The sequence below is a fragment of the Caloramator quimbayensis genome (assembly GCF_900167605.1).
GTDB classification, from domain to species: Bacteria; Bacillota; Clostridia; order Clostridiales; family Caloramatoraceae; genus Caloramator_B; species Caloramator_B quimbayensis.
On sequence record NZ_FUYH01000014.1, the window covers coordinates 45,358 to 57,860 of the forward strand.

Here is a 12,503-nt window from a genome sequence, read left to right on the forward strand (position 1 = left end):
TTTTTAAACATAAAAATTACAGTTTATTATAATATTATTGATTATTTAAAATATTTAATATAAACTTAAAATAAATATTACGGTTGTAAATGGGGGATTTTTATGAAGGCTGAACTTGGCAGGAATATGGTGGCACTTAAACAATCTAATAGAAGTCAGATTTTAAATATTCTAAGATGCCTTGGACCTACATCAAGAAAGGATATTGCTAAAATTATGCAGCTTACTCCTGCTGCAGTAACAATACTTGTAAATGAAATGATAAGTGAAGGCATATTAAAAGAAATAGGTCAATCATTCGAAGAAGATAAAAGGGTAGGAAGAAAAAAAGTATTAATCGATATTAACAGCAATTTTAAATATGTTCTTGGTATAAATATAGAAACTGAACTTATTAGTATCGGAATAGCAAATTTAAAGGGTGAAGTAATTAGTTCAAAAACTATTGAATTAAATTATAATAAAACATACAGAGAAACACTTCAGGAAATATGCAGCGAATGTATTACTCTTCTTTGGAAGAACAATATTATTAAAGAAGATGTTCTTGGTGTTGGAGTAGGTATTATTGGACTTGTTGATGAAAAAGAGGGGCTCAGCTTAAGAGCTTATGGACTTTGGGAGGAAAAAGTACCTGTAGTGAAAATTATAGAAAAAAATATTGGACTTAAAACTGTTCTTGAGAATAATGTAAGGGCATTAGCTTTATCGGAAATAGATAATTCTATGACAGAAGGCCTTAATAATATGCTTTTTATAAAATACGGCCCAGGAATTGGAGCTTCAATGATTATAGATGGTGAAATATATTATGGGAGCTCTAAAACGGCAGGGGAGCTTGGGCATACAATAATAGATTTAAATGGGCCAAAATGCAAGTGTGGAAGGAATGGATGCCTTGAAAGTATTGCATCCTATAAGGCTATATTAAAACATATTAAAAGCGTTTTTTCTTCAAATAATACCCCTGTATTATATGACATATGTGATGGAAAAGAAGAAAAAATAGATTTTAATAAAGTAATACAAGCTTACATAATAGGTGATAAATATGTTATGGAATATTTAGATAAGACAATTTATTATTTTGCAGCTGGTATTTCTAATGCAATAAGCCTATTTGACCCTCAAAGAATAGTTCTTTATGGAGAGGCATTTAATAATGAGGTTTTTTTAAATAAAATATTAAGCTCTTTAGTCAGCCTGAATATAAATAAAAATATTGATGAGCTTATTTATATCAGCAAACAAAACAATAAAACTAATTATATAGGTGGAGTATCTCTTGCTCTTAGAGAGATGTTTTATAAAGTCGGGGGAATTATATAATTATTAAAAAAAATTAAAAGTATTAATAAAAATGAATATTAAATATTGAATTAAGTTATTCTTAGATACTTAAATAAATATAAATATAATTAAAAGATATATTTTATATACTTGACAGAGTTTAAAAGGATAAATTACAATATAAATGTTAAAACTTTTAATAAATAAAAAATATTCATAAAATTCTTGATTGAATTTTTTTAATGATTTATTCAGCAGACTCTGCTGATAAATATAAAGAAAGAGGGGGATTAAAAATGTTAAAAAGGAATTTTGCCAAAGTGTTAGCTGTAGTTATGATTCTTTCAACTATGCTAATCGGTTTGACATCATGTGGTAAAAGCGCAGAAACTCAAGCCCAAAAAGAAATAGAAATAAAGTTTCCGTCCTTTTGGGTTGCCAAAGATTCAAAGGCTAAGGTTATGTCAGAACTTATAAATCAGTTTAATGAACAAAACAAGGGAAAGATTAAAGTTGTAGTAGAAGAAATTGCGGATTATGATGCTTATGAAGATAAGATGAAGTCAAACATAGCAGCTGGTACAATGCCAGATGTATTTATATTTAAAACCGGTGCTATGGCAGAACCCTATTATAAATCAGGCAAGCTTATGGACTTAACACAGTATTATAACGATGGTTGGAAAAACGATTTCTTACCAGGAGTTCTTGATTCAGTTACATACAATGGACAAATGCTTGCTGTACCCTACGAATATGGAGTTGCACCTGCACTTTATAATAAAAAGCTTTTAGCTGAGGCAGGATATGATCATTTTCCAAAAACATATACAGAATTTTTTGATATGTGCGAAAAAATGAAGGCTAAAAATATAGTTCCTGCAGCACAAATGACAGGCGCCAATGCATGGACTTCAATGCTTTGGTATTCACAGCTTGTAGTTGCAATCGGAGGACCTGATGTATATAAAAATGGCTTAGATGATCCAGCATTTCTTGAAGCTGCTAAGATGATGCAAAAACTTTTTAAATACACAACAGGAGATGCAGTAGGTGCAACAGCAGCAGTTACAGCTGGTCATTTCCTCAATGAAAGAGTTGCAATTCTTTTAAATGGACCATGGTTTATTGGAAGAATTAAAAATGAAGGAATAAACAATATGTATGACAATGTTGAAGTAGCTCCAGCACCTTTATATGAAGGAGGAAAGGGAAGTGAAGGAGGATATATAGGATTTGTTCAGTCCAATATAGGAGCTGCAAAACAAACTGATAAGAATAAAGAAAAAGCAGTTGTTGAATTCTTAAAGTATTTAACAAAGCCAGAAAATGTTGAAAAGCTTTCAGTTGATTCAGGCTCTTTATTCGTTGTTAAAACAAATTTAAAACCTAAAGATGGAAAAGTAGAAAGACTTCAGGGAGAAATGATTGAACAGATGAATAAGGCACCATACCTTGTTCCACATTTTCAGTTAATGGTTAGTCCTTCAGTTGGAACTGAGTTTCCACAGGCACTTTCAAGTCTCGTACTTGGAGAAAAGACACCTGAACAATTTATAGAAGCACTTAAAGCTGCAGATAAGAAGTAGAATAAAAAAAGTACATATGGGAAGTTTTTCTTCCCATATGTACAAGCTCTAAATAAAAGTGCAAGGGTGATTTAAATGCGAAAAATATCAATAAGCGATAAAATTGGAATGATTCTTTTTTTAGCACCTGCAGTAATACTATTTACAGTATTTTTTGTTTATCCAGTTGGATTTATACTAGTTACAAGTTTTACTGAATGGGATGGAATGAGCAGCCCAGTCTTTGTTGGATTAAGAAATTATACTACGATATTTAAAGATCCTATATTCAGGCTTGCGATTAGAAATAACATTGGATGGGTTATTGCAGGAGGTTTTATACAGGTTCCATTGGCAGTTATTGTAGCGCTTATGCTCTCTAAAAAGCCCTTTGGCTGGAAAGCCTTAAGAACTATTTATTATTTCCCTAATGTTATTTCAACTGTTTCTCTATCTATGATGTGGATGGCAGTATATAACAGCGAATACGGAATATTAAATGGCTTATTAAAAATATTAGGACTTGGGCATCTTCAAAGAAATTGGCTTGGAGATTTGCATACTGCGTTTTATTCGGTTGTATTGTACGGAGTATTTTATATAGGGTATTTTATGATTATACTTCTTGCGGATATATCATCGATTCCAAAAAGTTATTATGAAGCTGCAAGCATAGATGGGGCAACGAAAATTCAACAGGATTTCTATATAACCCTGCCAATGATTAAAGGAACTATAGGTACTTGTATGACGGTAGCTATGGTTTATGGGTTAAGGCAGTTTGAACAGACTTATGTTATGACAAATGGGGGTCCTGCAAATAAAACAATGGTTATGGTTTTATACCTATTTAAGAAAATAGGTGATTTTAAATATGGAATTGCTGATGCTTCAGCGGTGGTGCTTTTATTAATAGGTTCACTTGTTATACTAACGGTTAAAAGAATATTTAGAACAGAGAATAATTAAAATGATGGCTGAGCAGGTGATATTATGAAAAACGTTTTAATGCATAAAGTTGATTTTAAAACAAAAGCTGGAAAAGTATTGATGTGGATAGTACTTATTTTTTTCCTTTTTTATACTTTAATGCCTATGGTATGGCTTGTTATATCTTCTTTAAAAACTAATACTGAGCTTATGGGCTCTCCCTTCAGCCTTCCTTCAAAGCTAAGATTTGAAAACTATGCTAATGCTTTTAAGGTTTCAGGTCTTGGAATTCTTTTTCTAAATTCAATTATAGTAAGTTTAGGTGCTACTTTTTTAAATATAATGATTGCATCTATGGCATCCTTTGTTTTATCAAGATTTGAATTTAGATTTCGTGAGGCTATATTTTCACTTCTTGTAATAGGAATATTGGTTCCTATTAATTCACTTATGGTTCCCTATGTAAAAATAATAAACAAGCTTGGAATTTACGATACGAGATTTGCCTTAATACTTGTTTATTCTGCTATAAGCATTCCAATATCAACTTTTATTATAAGAGGATTTATGAAAACAATTCCTGTTGAACTTGAAGAGGCAGGAACAATTGATGGATGTAATTTTTATCAAAGGTTCTTTAAAATTATATTTCCACTATCAAGGACTGGAATAGTTACAGCAGCAACTCTGCAATTTTTATATTGCTGGAATGAATTTATTTACTCTATGCTTTTAACTTCTTCACAAAGCGTGAGAACAATTCAGGTTGGTATAAGATACTTCTCAAATCAATTTACAACTGACTATACATCTATGTATGCTGCCATAGTTATAAGTATAATACCAAGCCTTATTGGATATATAACTTTCCAAGAACAGATTATATCTGGACTTACAAGCGGTGCAGTAAAAGGATAATGCATCCTTTTATTACAATAATTAGTTAAAAGTTTTAAATAATTGGAGGTCTTAAAAATGAATGAGAATGAAATAAAACAGCTCGAATTAAAATCAAAACATGTACGCCGTTTAATTATTGATGAAATAGGAAAGCTTGGTGTTGGTCATATCGGAGGATGTTTATCTCCAGTTGAAGCACTTGTAGTATTATATTATAAGGTTATGAATATAGACCCTAAAAATCCTGATATGGAGGGAAGGGACAGATTTGTGTTATCTAAGGGACATGCAGGCCCAGCGCTGTATGCTGTACTTGCGGATAAAGGGTATTTTGATATATCAATGCTTGATACATTAAACAGACCAGAGACGAACCTTCCAAGCCATTGTGATATGTTAAAAACAAGAGGAATAGATATGACAACAGGTTCCTTAGGACAGGGAATATCCTGTGCTGTTGGTATGGCAAAGGCATCTAAAATATTAAAAGACAACGCATATATTTATTGCATGATAGGAGATGGAGAAAGTCAGGAGGGACAGGTTTGGGAGGCAGCAATGGCAGCAGCTCATTTTAAACTTGATAATCTTATAGCCTTTACTGACTATAACAAACTGCAGATAGATGGAACTGTTGATGAAGTTATGTCCCTTTTAAATGTTGAAGAAAAATGGAAGGCCTTCGGATGGAACGTATACAGCGTGGATGGCCATGACATTAATGAAATATATAATGCTTTATTAAAATCAAAAGAAACAAAGGGAAAGCCAAGCATGATTATACTAAATACAATTAAAGGAAAGGGAGTAAGCTTTATAGAGAATATGGGTGCAGGAAACCACAATACAAAAATATCTAACGAGCAGAGAATAGCAGCACTTAAAGAGCTTGAATAGGAGGGAAATAAAATGTATGAAAATGTTGAAGTAAGACAAGTATTTTGTAATACTCTTGATAAAATGATGAGCGAAAATCCTAAAATAGTTGTACTTGATGCTGATCTTGCAAAGGCAAATGGTACTTTATCACTTAGAAATAAATATGCTGACAGGGCCTTTGATATGGGAGTTGCTGAACAGAATATGGCAGGTGTTGCAGCGGGTATGGCGGCTTATGGATTTATACCCTTTATAGGTTCTTTTACTGCCTTTGCTGCAAGAAGAATATGCGACCAGATAGCAATATCAATTACCTATGCTAAAAGAAATGTTAAAATAATAGGCTCAGACCCAGGAGTATCGGCAGAGCTAAATGGCGGAACACATATGAGCATGGAGGATATTGGAGTTTTAAGAAGCATACCAGGTATTGTAATATTTGAAGCTGCTGATGCAGTCGAGCTTGAAAAGGCGCTTTACCAAATAGTTTCCTACGATGGTCCGGTATATATAAGACTTTTTAGAAAGGTTGCTCCTGTAATATATAATGAAAATTATGATTTTAATTTGTTTAAGGCAGATGTTTTAAAGGAAGGTAAGGATGTAACCCTTTTAGCATCAGGTATAATGGTTAATGAAGCTCTAAAAGCCTGCGAAATTTTAAAAGAAGAAGGAATTATGGCGGAGGTTATTAATGTTCATACTATAAAACCTCTTGACAAAGAGACTATATTAAATTCAGTAAGAAAAACAGGGGCGGTTGTAACCTGCGAAAATCATAACGTAATTGGAGGGCTTAAAAGCGCAGTAGCAGAGCTTTTAATTGAAGAATGCCCAGTTTATTTAAAATCTGTTGGAGTTTTAGATCATTTTGGAGAAGTTGCACCAATGGATTATCTAATGAAAAAATATAATATGACACCAGAAAATATAGTTTCAGCAGCAAAGGAAGCAATAAAAAAGGGCAGGTAATCTGCCCTTTAATAATTTAAACTTAAAAACATATTTTTTATTGAAGAAGGATTCATTTCTATTGGATTATTCAGCATATTCGGATGCATGCACAGCTTTGAAAGTTCTTCTAAATCATCTAATTTAATACCAGCATCTTTTAATGTTATCTTCATATTCATCATCTTTTTTAATTCGAGGATTCTATCAGCCATTTCATAGGCACTGTCATATCCTAACTGATTTGCAAAATATGAAAGCCTGTCATCAACCTTAGTGTTTATTCTTGTAAATAAATCCAGGGTAAAAGCACATGCCTCTCCGTGGGGGATTTTGTATATGCTTGTTAAAGGATATGAGCATGCATGACTACCTGCAGTTTTTGGAATAGAAAAGGCAAGTCCAGCAATAACGCTTGCTTCGCTAAGCTTTTCTCTTGCTGCTAAATTAGAACCGTCAACATAAGCATCATATAAGTTTTCAAATACGAGTTTTGCAGCATGTATTGCCAAAGCATCGCATATTGGCTGATGGTTTTTGCTCCAAAAGCCTTCGAGGGCATGGGCTAATACGTCAAAACCTGTTGATGCAGTTATGTATGGAGGTACTGTAATAGTTAAAACTGGGTCTATTATTGCTATCTTAGGATAAAAATTTTTATGTACAACAGGTGCTTTTATGTTATTTTTATGGTCAGTTAAAACTGATACGCAGGTAACTTCACTTCCTGTACCTGAAGTTGTTGGAATTGCAATAATAGGAAGAGAATCGTTATTAAAAACTTTTCCTGTGCCAATATATTCTCTTATTGAGTCATTAGTTTTGCAAATGCTTGCAGAGGCCTTAGCGCAGTCGAGGGAACTTCCTCCTCCTAATGCAATAAGAAATTCAATATTGTTTTTTCTTATAATATCAGCACAGCTGTCTACATTTTCCACTGTTGGATTTGGAGTGATGTCAAAGAAAACATCCTTTATAAGACCTTTAGATAGTTCTACTACCCTTTGACTTAAACCATTTTTTTCAAAGAAAGGATCGCATACAAGAAGACCATTTTTTAAACCATATTCATTTAATATTTCATGCAGAGAATTTAATTTATTGCTTCCAAATATTATAGTAACAGGCTGAGAATATCTCCATTCCATATTTATCACCTCTTAAAGGGAATTTTCAAAGACTTCATTTTCTATTTCCTGTACTTTAACATAGGCTTTCTTTAAAAATTCCTGCCTCCATTCTTCAAGATCCTGTGTAAATTCTGTATTTAAAAATGCATCTACCATTTCAATACCCATCACATCTGAAATTATCCATCCGCCCATTGTAAGTATATTTGCATTGTTTATTGAACGGCATTTTTTAGCAGCGTATAAACTTTCAACGCATGCTGCATAAACTCCTTGATATTTGTTTGCAACTATTGCCATACCCATACCAGTACCACATATTAAAATGGCTCTGTCGCATTCTTTATTTTGAATCATTTTTGCTCCTATAGGAGCAACTTCAAAATAGGGCATAGGCTTTTCAATATCCTTTGTACCGATATCAATAACATCGTAATTAGAATTAATTAAATGATTTTTTACTGCTTCTTTTAAAATAAAGCCTGATTTGTCTGAACCGATTGCTATTTTCATTTTCTTCACCTCATAATTAAAAATTTTAATTAATTATATTATACAATTAATTCTAAACACTTTAAAGATTTTTGTTTCATATTTTAAAAAAATAAAATATTTTTGAATTTCCTTAATTTATTAGTGATATATATTGACATAGAATTAATATTGAAATAGGATTATATTAGATGCAAAATTAATTAAAAAGGTTAACAAATAAATAAGGGGGATTATTATGAAACAAAAAATCGATATTGGTGTTGTTTGCCTTGCAAGAAAAACTTTTGATTTTAATGCTGCCTATGATATTTATCAAAATATTAAAAAAGATTTAAGAAAGATTAAGAATGTTAACTTTCATTTTATAGATGATCTTGTTATTGAGGTGGAAGATGCAAAAAAAGCTGCGCTTTATTTAAACAGCAAAAATATAGATGCTTTAGTAGTAATAAGCGGAACATTCCACCTTGGACATTTAATTTTAGAGCTTACAAAGGTAATCGATAAACCCGTTATGCTCTGGGGATTAAATGAACTTCCCTACAATGGCGGAAAAATTAGATTAAATTCCGTATGCGGTGTTAATCTTAATGCTTCAAATTTATATAAATCAGGAAAAGATGACTATTATACTATAATATCTGATACAATAGATGAAGATTTCTTAGATGCAGTAAGAATAAAGACAGCATTATCAAAGGCTCATATTGGGGTTGTGGGATATAGAGCCCATGGATTTTTTAATCTTGATATCGATGAGCTTAATACATATAAAAAGCTTGGTATTTTAGTAGATCACTATGAGCTTTCTGAAATATATAATACTCAAATCGATGAAAAGGATGTATTGAATAGAATAGTTCAAATTAAAAATCTATTTGATGTTTCATCACTAAATGATATACAAATCCAAAAGGTAGCAGAGCTTTGTGAAAAAATAAAAGCCTTTGTAAATAAGAACAGTATAACTGCTTTGGCTGTAAGATGCTGGCCTGAATTCGCAGCAGATTTTGGAATTTCCCCCTGTGCTGCTATGTCTATACTTCAAAGCGAAGATTATATCCTGTCCTGTGAAGGAGATTTAGAAGGTGCAATATCAATGCTTTCCCATAGAGCAATAGGCGCTGAATATCCTTTCCTTGCAGATCTTTCACAAGTTGATTTAAAAGAGGATTATGCGCTTCTTTGGCACTGCGGAGTTGCACCCTGCAACCTTTGGGATGGTAAATGTGTAAGATCCCTCGATACTTATTTTGCAGGAGGGAAAGGAGTTACTGCTGATTTTGTAATGAAGGATGGAGAACTTAGCATATTAAGATTTGACTCAGCAAGAGGCAAATATAGGCTTTTCCTTCAAAGGGCAAAGGGAATTCCTATGGAAAAGCTATTAAAGGGAACCTATGTTAAGGTAAGATTTGAGGACAATATAAATGATGTTTTGAATAAGGTTATATATAACGGCATAGCACATCATGTTTCAGTAGTTTATGGAGATTTTATAAGACCCTTTGAAATATACGCAAAGATTATGGGATTTGAGGTTATAAAATAGGAGGGGCCTATGGAAATATTAAAGTTTGAAAATGGATTTAAAATAACATATAAAGGAATAGATTTGATTTCCCATTCAAAAGATAAGCCTTTTATGTATGTTGGTACAGGCATAGCAGATTACAATATGTACAGAGGTAACTTTAAAATAAGCGACTATTTAGTTGAAAAAATTGCTCTTTTGGATTATGAAATAGAACAAGAAAACAATAAAGTCGATATTAAGCTAAGTAGAAATAATATTTGTTATGTAAATTTATGTATTGAGGAGAATAAAAGTAATCTTTTAGTTAACTTTACTGATTACAGCAGGAATATAAATAGGATCTGGATAAGGATTGCTGCGGAGTCTGATGAACATGTTTATGGCTGTGGAGAGCAATTTTCATATTTTGATTTAAGGGGTAAAAAGTTCCCTCTATTTACAACAGAGCAGGGGGTTGGAAGAAATAAAAAAACTTTAATAACTGCACTTGCTGATATTTATGATGATGCTGGAGGAGATTATTATTCAACCTTTTATCCTCAGCCAACCTTTATATCAAATAAAAAATATTTTTGCCATGTTGATGAAAGTACCTATATGAATTTTGATTTTACTAATGAAAATTATCATGAACTTGAAATTTGGAACGTCCCTAATAGAATATACTTCGGGGCAGAGAATAATTATAAAATATTATTACAGAATTTAACTCAGCTTTTAGGAAGACAGACAGTTTTACCTGACTGGGTAATAGAGGGTATATGTCTTGGAATACAGGGTGGAACTGATGTTGTAAAGGGTAAGGTTGAAAGGGCATTAAAGAGCGGAATTAAAGTTACTGGAGTCTGGTGTCAGGATTGGGAGGGTAAAAGGATTACTTCCTTCGGGAAAAGGCTTATGTGGAATTGGATTTGGGATAAGAATTTATATCCAGGTCTTGATAAATATATTAAAGAGTTAAATGAAAAGGGAATAAAATTTCTTGGCTATATAAATCCCTATCTTGCAACGGATGGTTCTTTATACAAAGAAGCTGCGGAAAAAGGATATATAGTTAAAAGAAATGATGGAAGCGAATATGTAATAGATGCTGGGGAATTTTATGTTGGAATTGTTGATTTAACCAATCCTGATGCATTTAATTGGTATAAAGGCATAATTAAAAAATACATGATTGATTTTGGAATTTCTGGATGGATGGCAGATTTTGGAGAGTATTTGCCAATCGATGTTAAGCTTTATAATAATATAAGCGGAGAAAAAATGCACAATCTATGGCCTGTTCTTTGGGCAAAGGTTAACAGGGAAGCTATTGAGGAGGCAGGAAAGACAGAAGAGATAATATTCTTCATGAGAGCTGGTTATTCAGGATGCGGAAGATATAATCTTATTACCTGGGCAGGGGATCAAAACGTTGACTGGAGTATTGATGATGGACTTGCCTCTGTAATAGTAGCAGCTCTATCCCTTGGCATGTCAGGCATGGGAATACACCACAGCGATATTGGAGGATATACAACCCTCTTTGATATGAAAAGAAGCAAGGAACTTCTTTTAAGATGGACGGATTTTGCTGCATTTACTCCTATTATGAGAACCCATGAAGGAAACAGACCAGCTGATAATTGGCAGTTTGATTCCGATGAAGAAACTTTAAAACATTTTGAGAGAATGACTAAAATACACTCTATGCTAAAACCATATATAAAGGAAGCACTTATTGAAAATGCAAATTATGGGATACCTGTAATGAGACCGCTGTTTTTAAATTATGAAGAGGATAAAAATTTATATGATTTAAAATATGAATATATGCTTGGGGATGATTTAATAGTTGCTCCGGTTTATGAAAGCTCAAAGAGCTCTTGGAAGGCATATCTTCCAAGAGATAAGTGGGTTCATCTCTGGAGCAAAAATGAATACGATGGAGGCTATATTGAGGTTGAATCCCCAATAGGCTATCCTCCAGTATTTTATAAAAAGAATTCAAAATATGAAGAGCTTTTTAAGAATATAAGCATGATTTAGGAAGGTAATTTATATGGAAAAAGAAGGTATTAAAATTCACGATATTAAATCTTTAGAATTTAAAAAGTATGGAAGAATAATTGAAGGATACGATTTTAAAGAGGCAATTGAGTATTTAGAATATAAAACTCAAATACCAGCAGAAGGAAACATCTATGTTGCTTCAGATGAAAATCTTGAAAAGCTTCGAATAAAAAAACAAATTCAAAAGTTTTTTTATGGGGATATAGATGTTCAATTTGGCTACTGCAATGGCAAAAACTCTAAACTCAACGCCCTCGAATATCATAAGAGCAGTGAAATTGATGTAGCAGCTACGGATATGATATTGCTTTTAGGAGATATAAGGGATATAGTTAATAATTCTTATGAAACAAAAAACGTTGAAGCCTTTTTTATCAATAAAGGGACAGCAATTGAGCTTTATTCAACAACCCTTCATTTTTCGCCTATTAAAACCTTTAAAGATGGATTTAAGTGCATTGTTATTCTTCCAAAGGGAACAAATATGAGTTTGACAGAAGAAATTAATCTTTGCGATGAGGAATCAAAGATTTTATTTGCAAGGAATAAATGGCTTTTATGCCATGAAGATAATAAAAGGCTTATTGATAGAGGAGCATATATAGGATTAAAAGGTGAAAACATAGAGATAATTTTATAAAATAAAAACCCGGTTATGTTTAAACTGAACATTTCCGGGTTTTTATTATCTTTGACATTTATTGAATTTTGAATTATTATTAGGCAAATAGGAAAAATAAGAATAATATGTTTAATATTAATATAAAATAC

At 32.2% G+C, this 12,503-nt stretch carries 11 protein-coding genes; 9 read left to right on the plus strand and 2 right to left on the minus strand.

Annotated features, from left to right (window positions below):
• Nucleotides 1–102 precede the first annotated feature (102 nt).
• The 6 genes from B5D15_RS09935 to B5D15_RS09960 all read left to right on the plus strand — a co-directional run bounded on the left by B5D15_RS09935 (nucleotide 103) and on the right by B5D15_RS09960 (nucleotide 6,539).
• Nucleotides 103–1,329: an ROK family transcriptional regulator gene (locus B5D15_RS09935; RefSeq protein ID WP_078696971.1), complete on the plus strand. Its 1,227-nt coding sequence runs from the start codon at nucleotides 103–105 to the stop codon at nucleotides 1,327–1,329.
• 257 nt (nucleotides 1,330–1,586) lie between these two features.
• Nucleotides 1,587–2,879 carry an ABC transporter substrate-binding protein gene (locus B5D15_RS09940; protein WP_179122257.1) on the plus strand — a complete coding sequence of 431 codons (1,293 nt, stop codon included), beginning with the start codon at nucleotides 1,587–1,589 and terminating at the stop codon, nucleotides 2,877–2,879.
• 75 nt (nucleotides 2,880–2,954) lie between these two features.
• Nucleotides 2,955–3,827, plus strand: a complete 873-nt coding sequence (locus B5D15_RS09945) for a carbohydrate ABC transporter permease (RefSeq protein ID WP_078696973.1) — start codon at nucleotides 2,955–2,957, stop codon at nucleotides 3,825–3,827.
• A 24-nt stretch (nucleotides 3,828–3,851) separates the two neighbouring features.
• Nucleotides 3,852–4,706 (plus strand): carbohydrate ABC transporter permease, encoded by an 855-nt coding sequence (locus B5D15_RS09950; protein WP_207651464.1) that lies wholly within the window; start codon nucleotides 3,852–3,854, stop codon nucleotides 4,704–4,706.
• 57 nt (nucleotides 4,707–4,763) lie between these two features.
• Nucleotides 4,764–5,585 (plus strand): transketolase, encoded by an 822-nt coding sequence (locus tag B5D15_RS09955; protein ID WP_078696974.1) that lies wholly within the window; start codon nucleotides 4,764–4,766, stop codon nucleotides 5,583–5,585.
• A gap of 12 nt (nucleotides 5,586–5,597) precedes the next feature.
• Nucleotides 5,598–6,539 carry a transketolase family protein gene (locus B5D15_RS09960; protein ID WP_078696975.1) on the plus strand — a complete coding sequence of 314 codons (942 nt, stop codon included), beginning with the start codon at nucleotides 5,598–5,600 and terminating at the stop codon, nucleotides 6,537–6,539.
• An 8-nt stretch (nucleotides 6,540–6,547) separates the two neighbouring features.
• Here B5D15_RS09960 and B5D15_RS09965 read toward each other — a convergent pair whose 3' ends face one another.
• Both B5D15_RS09965 and B5D15_RS09970 read right to left on the minus strand, forming a co-directional pair.
• The gene (locus tag B5D15_RS09965; RefSeq protein WP_078696976.1) at nucleotides 6,548–7,666 is read right to left on the minus strand and encodes an iron-containing alcohol dehydrogenase family protein; all 1,119 of its coding nucleotides are present in this window, start codon (nucleotides 7,664–7,666) and stop codon (nucleotides 6,548–6,550) included.
• A gap of 12 nt (nucleotides 7,667–7,678) precedes the next feature.
• Nucleotides 7,679–8,161 (minus strand): RpiB/LacA/LacB family sugar-phosphate isomerase, encoded by a 483-nt coding sequence (locus B5D15_RS09970; RefSeq protein ID WP_078696977.1) that lies wholly within the window; start codon nucleotides 8,159–8,161, stop codon nucleotides 7,679–7,681.
• A 217-nt stretch (nucleotides 8,162–8,378) separates the two neighbouring features.
• Here B5D15_RS09970 and B5D15_RS09975 point away from each other — a divergent pair, with 217 nt between their 5' ends.
• Genes B5D15_RS09975 through B5D15_RS09985 form a run of 3 tightly spaced genes read left to right on the plus strand, consistent with a single transcriptional unit; the run spans nucleotide 8,379 to nucleotide 12,372 of the window.
• A complete protein-coding gene (locus tag B5D15_RS09975; RefSeq protein WP_078696978.1) occupies nucleotides 8,379–9,695 on the plus strand; it encodes a fucose isomerase in 1,317 nt (438 codons plus the stop codon).
• Between the two features lie 9 nt (nucleotides 9,696–9,704).
• Nucleotides 9,705–11,708: an alpha-glucosidase gene (locus B5D15_RS09980; protein WP_078696979.1), complete on the plus strand. Its 2,004-nt coding sequence runs from the start codon at nucleotides 9,705–9,707 to the stop codon at nucleotides 11,706–11,708.
• A gap of 13 nt (nucleotides 11,709–11,721) precedes the next feature.
• Nucleotides 11,722–12,372, plus strand: coding sequence for a DUF4867 family protein (locus B5D15_RS09985; protein WP_078696980.1), 651 nt, complete (start codon nucleotides 11,722–11,724; stop codon nucleotides 12,370–12,372).
• The last annotated feature ends 131 nt before the right edge of the window (nucleotides 12,373–12,503 follow it).

What these genes read in the sequence shown, in the direction of transcription:
- B5D15_RS09935 (WP_078696971.1), top strand. Translation starts at nt 103, where the DNA reads ATGAAGGCTGAACTTGGCAGGAATATGGTGGCACTTAAACAATCTAAT.
- B5D15_RS09940 (WP_179122257.1), top strand. Translation starts at nt 1,587, where the DNA reads ATGTTAAAAAGGAATTTTGCCAAAGTGTTAGCTGTAGTTATGATTCTT.
- B5D15_RS09945 (WP_078696973.1), top strand. Translation starts at nt 2,955, where the DNA reads ATGCGAAAAATATCAATAAGCGATAAAATTGGAATGATTCTTTTTTTA.
- B5D15_RS09950 (WP_207651464.1), top strand. Translation starts at nt 3,852, where the DNA reads ATGAAAAACGTTTTAATGCATAAAGTTGATTTTAAAACAAAAGCTGGA.
- B5D15_RS09955 (WP_078696974.1), top strand. Translation starts at nt 4,764, where the DNA reads ATGAATGAGAATGAAATAAAACAGCTCGAATTAAAATCAAAACATGTA.
- B5D15_RS09960 (WP_078696975.1), top strand. Translation starts at nt 5,598, where the DNA reads ATGTATGAAAATGTTGAAGTAAGACAAGTATTTTGTAATACTCTTGAT.
- B5D15_RS09965 (WP_078696976.1), bottom strand. Translation starts at nt 7,666, where the DNA reads ATGGAATGGAGATATTCTCAGCCTGTTACTATAATATTTGGAAGCAAT.
- B5D15_RS09970 (WP_078696977.1), bottom strand. Translation starts at nt 8,161, where the DNA reads ATGAAAATAGCAATCGGTTCAGACAAATCAGGCTTTATTTTAAAAGAA.
- B5D15_RS09975 (WP_078696978.1), top strand. Translation starts at nt 8,379, where the DNA reads ATGAAACAAAAAATCGATATTGGTGTTGTTTGCCTTGCAAGAAAAACT.
- B5D15_RS09980 (WP_078696979.1), top strand. Translation starts at nt 9,705, where the DNA reads ATGGAAATATTAAAGTTTGAAAATGGATTTAAAATAACATATAAAGGA.
- B5D15_RS09985 (WP_078696980.1), top strand. Translation starts at nt 11,722, where the DNA reads ATGGAAAAAGAAGGTATTAAAATTCACGATATTAAATCTTTAGAATTT.